Below are 17,130 nucleotides of genomic sequence, written 5' to 3'. Positions count from 1 at the left end.
AAACATGCCGTCAACCGTTTTGGTCGGTGCCCAGTGGGGCGATGAGGGCAAGGGTAAGATTTGCGACCTGGTCGCCGGCGACTTCGATGCCGTCGTGCGCTACTCGGGAGGCAACAACGCCGGCCACACCATCGTCGTCAACGGCAAGAAGTACGGCCTGCACCAGGTGCCTTCCGGCATCATGTATTCCGACCACGTGTCGGTGATCGGTAACGGCTGCGTCGTCAACCCCAAGGTTGTCCTTGAGGAGATTGACATGTTCGAGGCCGACGGCATCACCACCAAGAACCTCAAGATTAGCGGCAACGCGCATGTCATCATGCCGTACCACATCGATCTGGATGGCGCCTTTGAGCAGAAGCTCGGCAAGAAGAACATCGGTACCACCAAGCGTGGCATCGGTCCGTGCTATCAGGACAAGATGGCCCGCATTGGCCTGCGCATGCAGGACATGCTGGACGAGGCGCTGTTCCGTGACAAGTTGGAGACCGCTCTCGCCCGCGTGAACCCCGAGCTCGAGCTCATCTACAACCTGCCCACCTACACCGTGGACCAGATTTGCGACGAGTACCTGCCGATGGCCGAGCGCCTGCGTCCCTACATCACCGAGACGAGCCTGCTGCTCAACAACATGATCGATGAGGGCAAGAACCTGCTGTTTGAGGGCGCCCAGGCGACGCTGCTCGACATCGATCACGGCACCTATCCGTACGTGACGTCTTCCAACTGCACCGCCGGCGGCGCCATCACCGGCTCCGGCGTGGGCATGAAGAACGTCGACCGCGTGCTGGGCGTCATGAAGGCCTATATCACCCGCGTCGGTTCGGGCCCCATGCCCACCGAGCTTTCCTATGAGTCCGAGGCTGGCCACACGCTGACCGAGGAGGGCTATGAGTACGGCGTGACCACCGGTCGCCGTCGTCGTTGCGGTTGGTTTGACGGCCCTATCGCCAACTATGCCTCGCGCGTCAACGGCCTCACCGATATCGCCGTGACCAAGCTCGACGTGCTTTCGGCCTTCGACACCATCAAGGTGTGCGTGGCCTACGACGTCGATGGCGAGCGCTACACGAGCGTGCCCGAGCATCAGGTGCGCTTTGAGCATGCCAAGCCCATCTACGAGGAGCTCCCCGGCTGGAAGTGCGACATTACCGGTTGCCGCAGCTTTGACGAGCTGCCGCAGGAGGCTCAGGACTACGTGGCGTTTATCGAGGATCTGGCACACACCCGCGTGACGTTCATTGGCGTCGGCGCTGGTCGCGAGCAGATCATCAACCGATTCTGGAAGTAATCGGGACTATTTGGTTATTGCAATATACCCCTTTGCAGCCCGGACGGGCGGCCGAGGGGTATATTTGCTTGCAAAGGGCTCGCGCGGAGCGGGCCATTCATCCATAGAGGAGGCACCCTTGAAGGCGGACACTCAAACCATCGACATCCTGTTGTTGGGCAGCGGCGGCCGTGAGCATGCTTTGGCAGCTAAGCTCGCAGCATCACCGCGCGCCGGCAAGCTCTACATTGCGCCGGGCAACGGCGGCACCGCGAGCTGCGGCGAGAACGTTGTTCTCGACGACTGCGATCCTGCGGCCGTGGCGGCGTTTGCGCAGAGCCACGGATGCGGACTCGTGGTAATTGGCCCCGAGGCTCCGCTCGTGGCGGGCGTGGCCGACGCCGTGCGCGCGGCGGGTATTCCCTGCTTTGGCCCGGGTGCCGAGGGCGCCCAGATGGAGGGCTCCAAGCTGTTTTCCAAACAGCTCATGGAGCGCGCGGGTATTCCGACGGCAGCCTACGGCTCGTTTACCGACGAGGCTTCGGCTCTCGCCTACGTGCGCGAGCAGGGCGCCCCGCTGGTCGTCAAGGCCGACGGCCTTGCCGCGGGCAAGGGCGTTATCGTGGCGACCGAACTTGAGCAGGCCGAGGAGGCCGTGCGCGAGTGCTTTGGCGGCACCTTTGGCGATGCCGGCAATACCGTGGTCATCGAGGAGATGCTGACCGGCCCCGAGTGCTCGCTGTTGGCCTTTACCGACGGCAAGACCGTGCGCCCCATGGCCACCTCGCAGGACCACAAGCGCGCGCTCGAGGGCGACAAGGGCCCCAACACCGGCGGCATGGGCGTCTACAGCCCGGTGCCCATCGTGACTGACGAGGAGCACGCCACGATGATAAAGGTCATGGAGCAGACCGTGGCCGAGCTCGCTGCCGAGGGTATCGACTACCGCGGCTGCCTGTATGGCGGCTTTATGCTCACGCCTGCCGGCCCCAAGGTGCTGGAGTTCAATGCCCGCTTTGGCGACCCCGAGACGCAGGTCGTGCTGCCGCGCCTTAAGAACGACCTGGTCGAGGTCATGCTCGCCTGCGCCAACTGCGAGCTCGATCAGATTGAACTCGACTGGCGCGACGAGTGGGCCGTGGCCGTTGTCCTGACGAGCGCGGGCTATCCCGGCAGCTACGAGAAGGGCAAGGTCATCACCGGTATCGCCGATGCCGAGGCCATGGAGAACGTGACCGTGTACCACGCAGGCACTGCCGTGGTGGACGGCCAGCTCGTGACCAATGGTGGCCGTGTGCTTGCCGTGACCGCGCTGGGCGATACGTTTGAGAACGCTCGCAACCTTGCCTACGAGGCCTGCGAGAAGATTGATTTTGAGGGCAAGACCCTGCGTCACGACATCGGCCTGCGCGCGCTGCGCGGTCGCGACGCCTGGGATGCCTAAAATCCGAGAGGAATGAGACGGATGGACGAGAAGAACGAAGAGCTCGTGGACGCGCAGATCGTCGAAGAGGACAGCCGCATGTATGGGCACGCCGAGGGCGAGCCTGGTGGCGAGGTCGCTGACGAGCCGGCGCTGGTGCTGGGCGACGACGACCCGCACGATGCCGATCTGCACGAGAAGATTCTTTCGGAGGAGTGCGCCTGGAAGGGCAAGATCCTCGACGTCCACCGTCTTGAGATTGAGCTGCCCAACGGTCACCGCAGCGCCCGCGATATCGTTCGCCATCCGGGTGCGGCGGCCGTTGTGGCGCTGACCGAGAGCGGCAAGATCGTACTGGTGCGTCAGTACCGCACCGCCATCGACCGCGTGACGGTCGAGATTCCCGCCGGCAAGCTCGATCCAGGCGAGGACCCGCTCGATTGCGCCAAGCGCGAACTGCATGAGGAGACGGGCTTTAGGGCTGGCCGTATTCGCTTTTTGACGTCGATTGTCACGTCCTGCGGTTTTTGCGATGAGATCATCCACATCTACTTGGCTACCAAGCTCGAGTTTGATGCGCCCAACCCCGATGATGATGAGTTTGTCAACGTGGACCTGGTGCCGCTGCACGAGCTGATCGACGCCGTGCTCGACGGCAAGATCGAAGACGCCAAGACCGTCGTAGGCGCCTTGGCCTGTGACAGCATCGCACACAGGCTGGGCGGAACTGAGCTTTAAAAGCGAGGGCGACCCTGGGGCAAACACTACTGATTATTTGCTCCAGGGTCTTACGTTATTGTTTTATCTCCGAGGACTGCATGTTTAAGAGGTTTCTTTCGTATTACAAGCCCCAGATGGGGCTTTTTGTTGCTGATACTGTTTGTGCTCTGGTGCTTGCTGCCATTGACCTTGCGTTTCCTATTATTCTGCGCAATTTGACCGGTGGGCTATTTACTCAGGGTCAGGCTGCCATTATGCAGGCGCTCGGCATGATCGCGGTGGGCTTGGTGCTGATGTATGTCGTCCGCTGCGCCTGCCGCTATTTTGTGAGCTATTGGGGTCACGTGATGGGCGCGCGCATGGAGTCCAAGATGCGCGAGGACCTGTTCGACCAGTATGAGCGCTTTAGCTTTGCGTACTTTGATCGCAACAGCTCGGGCGACATGATGAGCCGTGTGGTCAACGACCTGTTCGATATCTGCGAGGCGGCGCACCACGTGCCCGAGTGGATCATCATCTGCGGCATCGAGATTATCGGCTCGTTTGTGATCCTCTTTACCATCGCCCCGGTGCTGGCGCTCGCCATGGCCGTGGTGACGGCGGCGTTTGCGGTCATCATGTTTTGGCAGAACATGCGCATGCGCGAGGTCTTTAGCGACAACCGCAAAAAGATCAGCGGCATCAATGCTCAGCTGCAGGATTCGCTGGCGGGCATGCGCGTGGTCAAGAGCTTTGCCAATGAGGAGACCGAACGCTTCAAGTTTCGCGCCTCCAACAATCGCTATCTTTCGTCCAAGGAAAACATGTATCACGCCATGGGCGTCTATACCGCGACGTATGGCCTGCTCTCGGGCGTGCTGTACGTGATCGTGGTGCTGCTGGGCGGCTGGCTGGTCGCCCAGGGACAGCTGCAGGCGGTCGATATGGCGACCTTTGCGCTCTACATTTCGCTGTTCTGCACGCCGCTCGAGACACTCGTCAATTCGGCCGAAACGTATCAGAAGGCTATCGCCGGCTTTAAGCGTATGGACGAGGTGCTCTCGACCGCGCCGGATATCCAGGACAAGCCGGGCGCTACGGATCTGCAGGTGACTGCCGGCGCCGTGGAGTATCACGACGTGTGCTTTAACTACGAGGATGTTGAGCTGGGCGAGGGCGATGCCGACGAGCGTCCCGTTATCGACCATATGGATCTGTCTATCAAGCCCGGGCAGACCATCGCTTTGGTTGGCCCTTCGGGCGGTGGCAAGTCCACGACCTGTTCGCTGCTGCCGCGCTTTTATGACGTGGCTGCCGGATCCATTAGCATCGACGGTCAGGACGTGCGCGATGTGACGCAGCAGAGCCTGCGCCGCGCCATCGGCCTGGTGCAGCAGGATGTCTATCTATTTGACGGTACGATCGGCGAGAACATCGCCTACGGCAAGCCGGGTGCTACGGCAGGAGAGATCGCCGAGGCCGCCCGTCGCGCCAACATCGATACCTTTATCGAGTCGCTTCCACAGGGCTATGACACGGTCGTGGGCGAGCGCGGCAGCCGTCTTTCGGGCGGACAGAAGCAGCGCGTTGCCATCGCGCGTGTGTTTCTCAAGAACCCCAAGATCCTGATTTTGGACGAGGCGACGAGTGCTTTGGATAACGAGAGCGAGGAGGCGGTGCAGGAGTCACTCGAAGAACTGGCGCGCGGCCGCACCACGATTATCATCGCCCACCGTCTTTCGACCATTAAGCATGCCGATGAGATTGCGACCGTTGAGCATGGTCGCGTTGTGGAGCGTGGCACGCACGAGGAGCTTCTCGCCCGTGGCGGCACCTATGCCCGTTACTATCGAATGCAGTTCGAAGGTGCGCGTGCGCACGAGCTCGACTGATTGATATGACAGGAAGTTTATGGCTGACAAGAACCCTTTGACTCCGGAAGAAGTGACGGAGTTATTCTCCGAAATCGATTCATCCGGTGTCTTGGATCCCACGCTTGCTAAAAAGCGAACCGAGCGCATGCGTGAGAAGGAGGCTGCGGCCAAGCGCGGTGACAAAGCGGCACTAGCGCAGCTGCGCAGCGAGGACCGCGCGAGCCAGGCAAAACATATCGACCCGCTGTCCGAGGACGATCCTTCGGGCTCGCAGGTGAGCCATACCATTACGAAGACCGCGATGGCCGTGGTCATCGGTATTTTGGTGTTGATCGTGGGCATGCAGGTCGGCTACGGCGTGATGCGTCGTCTGAACACCGCCAACCTGTCAGAGAGCGTTTCGGTCGATACCGTTTCGACGGCGCTGAAGGGCGGCCTTGAGTGGGGCAACGGCTTTACGCAGTTCCCACTCGACTTTACCGTCGATGAAGCCGATGAGCGTACGGGCACGGTCGAGGTGACGGTGTTGGACACATCGTCTGCCAACGAGCTCGAGCTGCTGTCCAATGGTCAGATCCAGGCCGCGGCGCTTGCGACCAACGCGCTGCTCAACGATAAGATCGACCGCGTGGTGTATAACGTTCACGCCTATATCGACGAGGATAGCAACATTCAGCACGATTCCTTCTTTGGCATGTTTCCCGCCCACGGCCACCAGAGCGCCATCCTGACGTTCGTGTGGACCAAGAGCTCATCCAACGCCACGAATATCGACTGGAAGATGCGCATCGTGAGTATGGATGACACCATCGCCGAGCGCATTCAAAAACAGGTGAACTCGGTGTCGTCGTTGATTGAGGACCCGGTGGTGAGCCGGACCAAGATTGACGAGGAAAAGACCGAACGTGACCTGGAGCATCGTCTGCATGGCCGCGAGATTTTCCGCGGCGGCAAGCCCGATCGCTTACCGTCCGATCTGCTGGAACAGGACAAGAAAAAGTAAGACGCCGTCATCCCGCGTGAGCCACAAGCCCCGCGGGATGATTTTTCTGGGGCGGGGATTCAAAAATCATTATGCATAGAAAGTCATAATTATCATTTCGTAAACATTTCGATGAAATTAACGCCATGAGGCATGCTTGCGGTTACAATACCGCGAGGCCTAACTACACACCTTTAAGCCGGTCCTGTGAGACCGGGAAGGAGAATTATGGCGAACAACCATACCGCGGGCGCTGCCGCCCGCACCTTCGCGCCCAGCGAGCTTTGCCAGCGTATGCTGGCCAAAACCAGCAAGGGCACCTGCGGTCCCTGCATCCTGTATCTTGAGGATGGGACCATTTTTTATGGACGTGCATGCGGCGCCGAGGGCACCGCGACCGGCGAAGTCTGCTTCAACACCTCGCTCGAGGGCTACTTTGAGGTCATGACCGACCCGAGTTATGCCGGCCAAATCGTAACCATGACCTATCCGCAGATCGGCAACTACGGTATCGACGAGACCGACGTCCAGTCGGCCTTCCCCGGCGACGCCGTGCGCCCTGCGAGCGCTCCGGCTATGCGCGGCATGATCGTTCGCGACATGTGCGCCACGCCTTCTAACTGGCGCTCGGCCGTCAGCGTGCCGGAGTACCTGCGCGCTCACGGCATCGTCGCTATCGAGGGTGTCGACACCCGCGCCCTGGTGCGCCATCTGCGCGACAATGGTTCCAAGATGGGCATTATCTCGACCGAGATCTTCGACGTCGACGAGCTTGCCGAGCGTCTGGCCGCAGCGCCCACGCTGGTAGGCGAGAACCTGGTGAAGACCGTAAGTTGCCCCGCGCCTCACGAGTTTGTGGCCGCCGACCTGCCTGCCACGCATGACTTTGCACTTGCGGTTGCCGCTCCTGCCCGTCACAAAGTGGTCGCATACGACTGCGGTGTGAAGCGCGGCATTCTGGAGGGGCTGGTCCGCGCCGGCTGCGACCTTACCGTCGTGCCGTGGGACACGCCTGCCCAGCAGGTGCTCGACATGAATCCCGACGGCGTCTTTTTGTCCAATGGCCCCGGCGACCCCGACGCCGTGGTGGAGACCTACGAGCAGGTGCAGCAGCTGATCGGCAAGGTGCCGGTCTTTGGTATTTGTCTTGGTCACCAGATGATCAGCCTGGCCTGCGGCGCCCAGATGGAAAAGCTTAAGTTCGGTCACCGCGGTGGCAACCAGCCGGTTATGAACCTGGTAAGCCGCCGTGTGGAGATCACCGCGCAAAACCATGGCTTTGGCCTGCTGTTCCCCAGCTTGGGCAAGCTTGTCTCCGAGCTTTCCGGCGGCGAGACCGAGCATGCGGCCGATGGAGATCTGCGCGTCTGGGTGCGCCGCGGAATCGCGCCGGTCGTGATGAACGAGCGCTTTGGTCGCATTCGCCTGACACATGTGAACCTCAACGACGGCACCGCCGAGGGCATCCAGCTGCTCGACGCACCGTGCTTCTCGGTCCAGTACCACCCCGAGGCCTCGCCTGGCCCCACCGATGCCCACTATCTCTTTACCGCCTTTACGCGACTCATGGACGGCGAGGAGAACTACCTGGACATCGACACCGCGAAGGACCGCCTTGCCGGCTGGAACTTTGCTGAGTCCGAGACCGCTGAGACCGAGGAGAACTAACATGCCGAAACGTACTGACATCAAGCGTATCCTCGTCATTGGTTCGGGCCCCATCGTCATCGGCCAGGCCTGCGAGTTCGACTACTCCGGCGCCCAGGCCTGCAAGGTGCTCAAGGAGGATGGCTTTGAGGTCATCCTGGTCAACTCCAACCCGGCGACCATCATGACCGACCCGGGCTTGGCCGACCGCACCTATGTCGAGCCCATCACCGCCGAGTTTATCGAGCGCGTAATCAAGAAAGAGCACCCGGACGCGCTGCTGCCCACGCTGGGCGGCCAGACCGGTCTGAACGCCGCCGTCGAGCTGGCGAAAGACGGTACGCTCGACAAGTACGGCGTCGAGATGATCGGCTGCGACCTGGCCGCCATCGAGCGCGGCGAGGACCGCAAGCTCTTTAACGAGGCCATGGCCGAGATTGGTCTGGAGGTCGCGCGCTCGGGCTATGCCTACAGCGTGGCCGACGCCGAGGCCATCGCCGAGCGCGTGGGCTATCCCTGCGTGCTGCGTCCGAGCTTTACCCTCGGTGGCGCCGGCGGCGGCATCGCGCACACCCACGAGGAGCTCGTCTCCATCGTGAGCCAGGGCCTTGAACTCTCGCCTGCCCACGAGGTGCTGGTCGAGGAGTCCATCGAGGGTTGGAAAGAGTACGAGATGGAGGTCATGCGTGACCACGCCGGCAACGGCATCATCGTGTGCTCCATCGAGAACCTCGACCCCATGGGCGTGCATACCGGCGACTCCATCACCGTGGCGCCGGCGCAGACCCTCTCCGACCTTGAGTATCAGCGCATGCGTGTCGCCTCGCTCGCCATCTTGGAGAAGATCGGCGTCGAGACCGGCGGCTCCAACGTGCAGTTTGCCGTGAACCCCCAGACCGGTCGCTTGATCGTCATCGAGATGAACCCGCGCGTGAGCCGTTCGTCCGCGCTGGCCTCCAAGGCCACGGGTTTCCCCATCGCTAAGGCCGCCGCGCGCCTGGCTGTGGGCTACACGCTCGACGAGATCGTCAACGACATTACCAAGGCAACGCCTGCCTGCTTTGAGCCCACGATTGACTACTGCGTTGTCAAGGTGCCGCGCTTTGCCTTCGAGAAGTTCAAGGGCACCGACCCCACGCTCACCACGCGCATGAAGGCCGTGGGCGAGATCATGGCGATCGGTCGCACCTTTGAGGAGGCCTTTGGCAAGGCCATGCGCTCGCTGGAAGACGGGCACCAGGGCATTTGCGCCGGTGGCAAGGAGGGCGCCGATAAGCTGAGCGACGAGGAACTCGCCCAGGCTGTGGGCACCCCGACTGAGCACCGCATCTTCTTTGTGGTCGAGGCCCTGCGCCGTGGCTGGGATGTTGCGCGCATCCACACCATCTGCGGTATCGATCCGTGGTACCTCAATCGCATCAGCGATATGGTGCAGGTCCAGGAGAGCATTCGCGGCCTGCGCGTGGAAGACATTGACGCCGACGCGATGCGCCTGCTCAAGCAGTATGGCACGAGCGATGCCGAGATTGCCGCGCTGACCGGCTCGGACGAGCGCTTTGTTCGCGCTTACCGTAAGGGTCTGGGCGTGGTCCCCAGCATGAAGACAGTCGACACCTGCGCCGCCGAGTTCTCGAGTGCCACGGAATACCACTACAAGACCTATGAGAACATCTACCGCACGAGCCCGGTCGCCAAGAAGTGCGTTGCCCCCGACGAGACCACGCCGGCAAGCAAGCCCAAGGCGATGATTCTGGGTGCCGGTCCCAACCGTATCGGCCAGGGTATTGAGTTCGACTACTGCTGCGTGCATGCGAGCTATGCGCTGGCCGCCCGCGGCTTTGAGACCATCATGGTCAACTGCAATCCCGAGACCGTTTCGACCGACTACGACACGTCCGACCGCCTGTACTTTGAGCCGCTCACCTACGAGGACGTCATGGACGTTATCGACGTTGAGCGTCCCGACGGCGTCGTAGTGACGCTCGGCGGCCAGACCCCGCTTAAGCTGGCACGCATGCTCGAGGAGAGCGGCGTGAACATCATGGGTACCAAGCCCGACGCCATCGATTTTGCCGAGGACCGCGAGCGCTTCGCCGCCCTGCTCGACAAGCTGGGTATCATGTACCCGCCGGCGGGCCAGGCCACCTCGTTTGAGGAGGCCGAGGCCGTGGCCGCGCACATCGGCTACCCACTGCTGGTGCGTCCGAGCTACGTGCTGGGCGGCCGCGGCATGATGATCGCCTACGATGCCGAGCATCTGCGCGATTACATGGCCGAGGCCGCGCGCATTAGCCCCGACTACCCGGTGTACCTCGATCGCTTCCTGGAGGGTGCGATCGAGTCCGACGTCGACGCCCTGTGCGACGGCGAGGAAGTCTATATCGGCGGCATCCTGGAGCATATCGAGGAGGCCGGTATTCATTCCGGTGACTCCGCGACCTGCATTCCGCCGTTCAGCTTTAGCGAGAGCCTGCAGGCGAAGCTTCGCGAGACCACGCGCCGCATCGCGATGGCGCTGGGAGTCCGCGGCCTGGTCAACGTGCAGTACGCCATTAAGGGCGAGACCGTTTATGTGATTGAGGCCAACCCGCGTGCCAGCCGTACCGTGCCGTTCATCTCCAAGGCAACCGGCGTGCCGCTGGCCAAGTGCGCGGCGCGTATCATGGCGGGCGATTCCATCGCGAGCCTGGGCCTGCCGAGCGACGAGCGTCAGCTGGACTGGTTCTGCATGAAGGAAGCCGTTATGCCCTGGGGCCGTTTCCCCGGTGCCGACGTTATCCTGGGGCCCGAGATGAAGTCGACGGGCGAGGTCATGGGTATCGCCAAGAGCTATCCCGAGGCATACGCCAAGACGCAGCTGGCGATCGACTACAAGCTGCCCGACCCGAGTGCCGGCAAGGTGTTCATTAGCGTGTGCGACCGCGACAAGCGTCACATCCTTTCGGTCGCCCGTATCCTGCGCTACCTGGGCTTTGACATCTGCTCCACCGAGGGTACGGCGCGTGTACTGCGCGGCGGCAACGTGACGTGCGAGGTCGTGGAGAAGATTAGCGGCCCGCATGACGGCGAGCGCCCCAACATCGGCGACCTCATCGCCGATGGCAAGATCGCGGTAATCATCAACACGCCGTACGGCCCGGGTTCGCGCGGCGACGGCTATCTACTGCGCACCGAGGCCGTCCGTCGTGGCGTGACCTGCGTGACGGCGATGTCTGCGGCCAACACGTACGTGAGTGCCATCGAGGCCGTGCGCGAGGACCAGCAGGGTCACGGCAGCGCCAACGACATGGGCATGGACGTCATCGCCCTGCAGGACCTGCCGCAGTACACGGTGTAGTTGACCTGGTCGGCCGGGGTGGGAGGGGCCGAGATTTCCCCCTTTCGCTCCGGCTGCAAGCAGAGTCGCTCAGGAGGAAACTCGGCCCCTCCCGCCCCGGCCTGCGGTGACTTGGCTGCACCGTGTGCTGCGGAAGGGGCTTTGCGCGATGACTAGGGCTGAATAGAAAATGAGTGTGGGATCCGCCGTTCGTTCGAACGGCAGGGCCCACGTTTTGTATGGGGCCTGTCAGTCTCGTCAACCTCCCATTTCAAATCAAATCAGCCAACGTACGTCATAGCAATCCCCGGTAGGTCGAGGGGTGCTTTGCGGGCGGGACAGGCTTTATCTGAACGACTTTGCAAAGCAACCGGAGTGAAGATAAAGCCTGGCCCGCCCGCAAAGCACCACGCAGACCGCAGGGACGGGAGCAGCTATACTACTCTCAGTAGTTAAGGGTCGCGGATTGGCCGCGTCACCGCTCTCAACGGGAGGTCTTTGTTTATGGCAGATCAAAAGCCGGTTGTCGGGATCATCATGGGTTCCAAGTCCGATCTGGGCGTTATGGAAGGCTGCACCGCCGAGCTCGAGGCGCTTGGTGTGCCCTATGAGCTTGTCATTGCGAGCGCACACCGCACGCCGGCGAAGGTCCACGAGTGGGCCTCGACTGCCGCCGATCGCGGTATCAAAGTGATTATCGCCGCCGCCGGCAAGGCCGCTCACCTGGGTGGTGTCGTGGCTGCCTTTACGCCGCTGCCGGTTATCGGTGTGCCTATGAAGACGAGTGACTTGGGCGGCATGGATTCGCTGCTGTCGATGGTGCAGATGCCTTCGGGCGTGCCCGTGGCCTGCGTTGCCATCAACGGCGCCAAGAACGCCGCCATCTACGCCACGCAGATTCTAGGCGCTTGCGACCCCGAGTACCGCAAGGTTATCGAGAAGATGAAGCAGGAGATGGCCGACGCCTAGGCGTTCCGCCGTTTCACCGCAGTATAAGGAGAGCCATGTCCGACTATCAGGGAAAACGATTCAAGGCTTCTCAGATTCCCGATCCGTCGAAGCCTGGTACTGCCTGTGCGGCACAGCAGGGTCGGACATCCTCTCCTCAGCAGCCGCGCACGCCGCGCCCCGTGACACCGGCGACGCATCGTCGACAGGACGCGCCGGCCGCATATCGACCTTCATCTTATAGCAATGCTAAGAAGCCGCCCCGGTCTTCATCGCATGCCGCGCCGTCGGATTACACCGAGCCGCCGCGCAAAAAGCGCCGCTCCGTTATCCCCATCTTGCTCATCATTATTGGCATCGGCCTAATCGTTGCCGCTGCCGCCATCTTTATCAACGCCCAGATTGGCTACAAGCAGGCGAGCGAGTCGTATCAAAAGATCGAAAAACAATATGTGAGCGACAAGGACGCCAGCGGCGTGCCGATTATCGACTTTGATGCACTTGCCCAGACGAATCCCGAGGTTGTGGGTTGGATTTACGCGCCCGGCACCAACATCAACTATCCCGTCGTGCAGACGAACAACAACTCCAAATACCTCAACACGCTGTTTGACGGTACGGCTAACGCGTCCGGTGCCATCTTCTTGGATAGCGACGACACCGCGCCGGGCATGGTGGATCAGCAGACCACGATCTACGGCCACCATATGAACGATGGGTCGATGTTCAACGTGATTTCGGACACCACTGATCAGGCAACGTTCGATAGCATCGAGTACGTGTATTACATCACGCGCGATGCAACGTATAAGCTGCGTCCGCTGGCGACCAAGGTGGTCGAGGACACGTATGCCAAGGCGCGCACGCCCAACTTTGAGGGCGATGACGGACTGAAGAATTATCTGTCCGAGATGCTCGACGGTGCCTCTGCCGTGGCGAGCGATGCCATCGATCGTGCCGCTTCGGCAACCAAGGTCGTAACGCTTGTGACCTGCCGTTCGCTGTCATTTAGCAATACGCGCGCCGTCATGGTGCTCACGCTGGTCGAGGAATAAAGTGTCCGGGCCCCGTCCCAAAAAGACTACCCTGGAAATCAAAAGGAGAAATGATGCTTGAGAACGGCAAATCGATGCCTTCGGTTGATGCTTGGCTGCGCGAAGCCAAGGCCGATGTTTCGGCGGCTGATTGTGGGATGTACCTGACACACAACGGCGTGGTGCGCGCGACGCCCAAGGCCGAAGTGCGCGGAGTCGAGACCGATGGCGTGGCGCCAGGCCACAAGGTGGGCGGCATGGTGTTTGGCTTCGATGCCGAAAAGGTGCAGGCCGCTATCGAGGCGACGCGCACGATGCCGGGTATCGGCTATGTGCGCGTGTGGCTGGCGAGCGGCGAGCTTACCGTGGGCGACGACATCATGCTCGTGCTCATTGGCGGAGACATTCGCCCGCATGTGGTCGATGCGCTGCAGTCGCTCGTCGGCACCATCAAGAACGAGTGCGTGAGCGAGGTCGAGCGCGAGGCGTAAGGCCTCGTCGGCAATCCGAGTCTGTCTATAGCGAAAGCCCGCCGGCAGTTCATGTAGATCTGCCAGCGGGCTTTGATGTGTTGGAGCTATTTTGCTCTGGCGTTTGCTACACGCGTGTGGCGTCCTTGGGGCTCATGGTCATACTCTGAAAACGGTTCTCCATATATTCGTTATCGAAATGCTTGTCATAGAACTGTGCGACGGGAATATTTCGAACGGTTCCGTTGACGCGCTGATACCAATAGTCGAGCGATTGCAACGTCATGACGCCGTCGATCAACATGACGGCGGTCAGGATGACGGTAGCAGAGTAGCGGCGTTTCCATGGAATCATATTGATGAGCTTAAGCAGACGCGGCAGCAAGACCTTGATCCAGATGAGGCCACCCAGGCCCCACATGCAGGCAAACGGCGTGCATGTGCGTCCCCCGGTCAATACCGCGATGGGATCGGGCATGCCGAATAGCCTAATGTGTGAATAGCTCCACGACACCACGCCAAATGAGGTCTGCATAAACCAGCCTACAAACACCTCGAAAGCGCCGCCGATCAGGGCACTTACCAGGAAAATGATCAGAGGATTCTTTTTATAGAAGCGGTTGAGCGCCATGGTCATGAGCACCGCGCCAAATCCGTAGATGGGGCTAAAGGGGCCAAATAGCATACCGGCACGGTCCTGATAGACGCCGGGATCGACGACGACCATATGCCAGACTTCCTCGAGAATGAGACCTAACACGCTGCAGACGAAGAATACCCAGAACAGGTTGAAGTAGTTGAGCTTGATGTAGCCCTCGCCGGTTTCGTCGCGGCCGAGCATCCCCTCGGCGGCGGCATCGCGGTCGAGCATCTCTTGCAGACGGCGCTGCAGTTCGCGCTCCTGGCGTAGCGTGGGGTCGACGGTGGCCGACAGCGCAATGAGGATGACAAGCTGGACGGCGGGGCGCAGCAGGAAGGGTCCGATGCCCTGGAGCATCACGTCAACTAAAAGCTCCACGACGGTAAATGCGATGAGGACGTAAGACAGGCGGGCGGCATTGCGCCGCTGGTCCTTGATGAGGTCCAGGCCAAAGACGATCAAGATGATCGCGCTTGCCGCCGAGAGCATAATGCCGGCGACGATAAGGCCAACCGCGACCAGGGTGTTATCACCGAGCTTAGCGGCGACGTTGCCGTTAATGAGTGCGGTGATGACCTGCCACATAAAGACGGCGACTGACGGGAGCGTGCCCACGCCAGATAGGGTGCACAGGACTGCGTAGACCTTGATGATAAGGGGGATCTTCTTGGCCTCCGTGGTGCTGGGGACACTGGGGTCGAGTTGATTTCGATCCATACGCTACCTTTCTCGTCTTGTAGTAGCCTACAAGGATACGCCGACGACCAGCTAAAAGACAGGACGAACGTCCCAATTGCAACAATGTAGCCCCTAGCGCGGGCGAGACACGGCGCACGGGAAGTCTTCGAGGCCGTTGCCCCTGAGAGTGGACTACCCAATAAAATGTTTGGTCGCAAAACGGATAATAAGCTCGGTGGGCTTTTAAAAAGCGCTGCTCATGCGCGGGGGAGCGCGTCGCGCCGTGCGTATAATAAGGCGGGTAACGCCAAAATACGAGGCTCTGAGGGGATGCCATGTCTCAAGAAACCATCCGCGCGGCCGAGCGTGCCGCGGGACAGGTGAACGCCATGTCGACGTATGATCCGGACTCTGACCAGCTGCATGAGGAATGCGGCATTTTTGGTGTGTGGGCGCCCGATCGCGATGTGGCTCGACTGACGTACTTTGGTCTGCGCGCGCTGCAGCATCGCGGCCAGGAATCGGCGGGAATCGCCGTGGGCGACGGCGGCACGGTTATGGTTCGCAAAGACCTGGGACTGCTCGATCGCGTGTTCTCCAACGCCGACCTGTCGACGCTCTCCGGTCAGCTGGCCGTGGGCCACGTGCGCTATGGCACTGCCGGTGCCAAGAGCTGGGAAGCCTCGCAGCCGCATCTTTCTACCATCAACAGCGTCATTATCGCGCTTGCTCACAACGGCACTCTGGTCAACACCGACGAGCTGCGCCGCCAGCTAATCGAGCTGGGCGTGCCGTTCCTCTCCAATTCGGATTCCGAGGTCGCGACCAAGCTTATCGGCTACTTTACCCAGCGTACGGGCCACCTGCGCGAGGGCATTCGCAAGACCATGGAGCTTGTGCGCGGCGGCTACGCCATGACGCTCATCAACGAGCAGGCGCTCTACGCCTTCCGCGATCCGCACGGCATTCGCCCGCTCGTGCTGGGCAAGCTGGTGGACGAGGGTCTGGACCAAGCCGATGCCGCATCCGTTTCGCAGCTGCCCTCGCAAGACGGCGCCGCGACGGTCGACTCCGCCGTCCATGTCACGCGCGCCGGCGGCTGGGTCGTTGCTTCCGAGACCTGCGCACTTGACATTGTGGGTGCCGAGTACGTTCGCGACGTCCGTCCCGGCGAGATCTTGCGCATCAGCGCCGAGGGTCTGGTATCCGAGCAGGGCGTGCCTGCAGCTGAAGAGCCCGCCAACTGCATCTTTGAGCAGGTCTACTTTGCCCGCCCCGACTCTATCATGAACGGCAAGAGCGTCTATGCCTGCCGTTACGACATGGGTCGTCAGCTGGCACATGAGGAGCCCGTCGAGGCCGACCTGGTCATCGGCGTGCCCGACTCCGGCCTGCCGCCCGCGGAGGGCTATTCGCACGAGAGCGGCATTCCCTTTGGCGAGGGCCTCATCAAGAACCGCTACGTGGGCCGTACGTTTATCGAGCCTACGCAGGAGTTGCGCGCCATGGGCGTGCGCATGAAGCTCAACCCGCTGCGCGACAACATCGAGGGCAAGCGCCTGGTCGTCATCGACGACTCCATCGTGCGTGGCACCACCATGGTGCAGCTCGTCAAGATGCTGCGCAACGCTGGCGCCAAGGAGATTCATATCCGCATCAACTCGCCCGAGGTCATCTGGCCGTGCTTCTACGGTATCGATACCGACGTACAGTCGCAGCTTATCAGCGCCAACAAGACGGTCGACGAGATTTGCGAGTATATCGGCGCCGATTCGCTGGCCTTCCTTTCGGTCGAGGGCCTGCTGAAGGTCATGCCCAAGGGCGGTTACTGCGATGCGTGCTTTACCGGCCGCTACCCCGTGGCGATTCCCGAGAGCTTTGGCCGCGACAAGTTTATGGAGGGCTTTAAGCCCCGCAACCTGGATAAGCCGCTGCACTTTGACGACGACGCCGTGGTCGAGAAATACGACGACCGCAGCTGGGAAGAGAAGCACGGCGAGGCCTAAAACCTGCCATGTAGGGACAGGTTCATTTTGGTAGGTTTTACCTGCTGTTTTGTTGATATGACGGCGCGTGCTGTTATGGCGCGCGCCGAAATGAACGCAACTATGAGCACCGTTTGGCGCCCGCGCGGCGGACGGTAGTGGGA

12 protein-coding genes are annotated in these 17,130 nt (G+C 61.2%); 11 read left to right on the top strand and 1 reads right to left on the bottom strand.

What is annotated here, in order from left to right; all coding sequences use genetic code 11:
- Positions 1 to 4 precede the first annotated feature (4 nt).
- The 10 genes from AAA069_RS05430 (at position 5) to AAA069_RS05385 (ending at position 13,684) form a co-directional block, all read left to right on the top strand.
- Complete coding sequence (locus AAA069_RS05430; protein ID WP_161160904.1) at positions 5 to 1,291, top strand: adenylosuccinate synthase; 1,287 nt, start codon at positions 5 to 7, stop codon at positions 1,289 to 1,291.
- A 118-nt stretch (positions 1,292 to 1,409) separates the two neighbouring features.
- Positions 1,410 to 2,714 (top strand): phosphoribosylamine--glycine ligase, encoded by a 1,305-nt coding sequence (purD, locus tag AAA069_RS05425; RefSeq protein ID WP_349127774.1) that lies wholly within the window; start codon positions 1,410 to 1,412, stop codon positions 2,712 to 2,714.
- A 21-nt stretch (positions 2,715 to 2,735) separates the two neighbouring features.
- Positions 2,736 to 3,431: an NUDIX hydrolase gene (locus AAA069_RS05420; RefSeq protein ID WP_349127773.1), complete on the top strand. Its 696-nt coding sequence runs from the start codon at positions 2,736 to 2,738 to the stop codon at positions 3,429 to 3,431.
- Between the two features lie 80 nt (positions 3,432 to 3,511).
- Complete coding sequence (locus AAA069_RS05415) at positions 3,512 to 5,284, top strand: ABC transporter ATP-binding protein (RefSeq protein WP_349127772.1); 1,773 nt, start codon at positions 3,512 to 3,514, stop codon at positions 5,282 to 5,284.
- 19 nt (positions 5,285 to 5,303) lie between these two features.
- Complete coding sequence (locus tag AAA069_RS05410; protein WP_349127771.1) at positions 5,304 to 6,269, top strand: hypothetical protein; 966 nt, start codon at positions 5,304 to 5,306, stop codon at positions 6,267 to 6,269.
- Positions 6,270 to 6,476: 207 nt separating this feature from the next.
- Positions 6,477 to 7,916, top strand: a complete 1,440-nt coding sequence (gene carA, locus AAA069_RS05405; RefSeq protein WP_349127770.1) for a glutamine-hydrolyzing carbamoyl-phosphate synthase small subunit — start codon at positions 6,477 to 6,479, stop codon at positions 7,914 to 7,916.
- Between the two features lies 1 nt (position 7,917).
- Positions 7,918 to 11,232, top strand: a complete 3,315-nt coding sequence (carB, locus tag AAA069_RS05400; RefSeq protein ID WP_349127769.1) for a carbamoyl-phosphate synthase large subunit — start codon at positions 7,918 to 7,920, stop codon at positions 11,230 to 11,232.
- Between the two features lie 483 nt (positions 11,233 to 11,715).
- Complete coding sequence (gene purE, locus AAA069_RS05395) at positions 11,716 to 12,180, top strand: 5-(carboxyamino)imidazole ribonucleotide mutase (RefSeq protein WP_006235810.1); 465 nt, start codon at positions 11,716 to 11,718, stop codon at positions 12,178 to 12,180.
- A 35-nt stretch (positions 12,181 to 12,215) separates the two neighbouring features.
- The gene (locus tag AAA069_RS05390) at positions 12,216 to 13,214 is read left to right on the top strand and encodes a class B sortase (protein WP_349127768.1); all 999 of its coding nucleotides are present in this window, start codon (positions 12,216 to 12,218) and stop codon (positions 13,212 to 13,214) included.
- Positions 13,215 to 13,267: 53 nt separating this feature from the next.
- Positions 13,268 to 13,684: a molybdenum cofactor biosynthesis protein MoaE gene (locus AAA069_RS05385; protein WP_229025831.1), complete on the top strand. Its 417-nt coding sequence runs from the start codon at positions 13,268 to 13,270 to the stop codon at positions 13,682 to 13,684.
- Between the two features lie 106 nt (positions 13,685 to 13,790).
- Here AAA069_RS05385 and AAA069_RS05380 read toward each other — a convergent pair whose 3' ends face one another.
- Positions 13,791 to 15,020, bottom strand: coding sequence for a putative ABC transporter permease (locus AAA069_RS05380; protein WP_148331752.1), 1,230 nt, complete (start codon positions 15,018 to 15,020; stop codon positions 13,791 to 13,793).
- 296 nt (positions 15,021 to 15,316) lie between these two features.
- Between AAA069_RS05380 and purF the strand changes: the two genes are divergently transcribed.
- Positions 15,317 to 16,987 (top strand): amidophosphoribosyltransferase, encoded by a 1,671-nt coding sequence (gene purF, locus AAA069_RS05375; protein WP_349127767.1) that lies wholly within the window; start codon positions 15,317 to 15,319, stop codon positions 16,985 to 16,987.
- Positions 16,988 to 17,130: the final 143 nt, after the last annotated feature.

The sequence above is a fragment of the Collinsella sp. CLA-SR-H006 genome (assembly GCF_040097075.1).
Lineage (GTDB): Bacteria > Actinomycetota > Coriobacteriia > Coriobacteriales > Coriobacteriaceae > Collinsella.
Note: the sequence above shows the minus strand (reverse complement) of the source record. Positions and strands in the feature narration are given on the sequence as shown.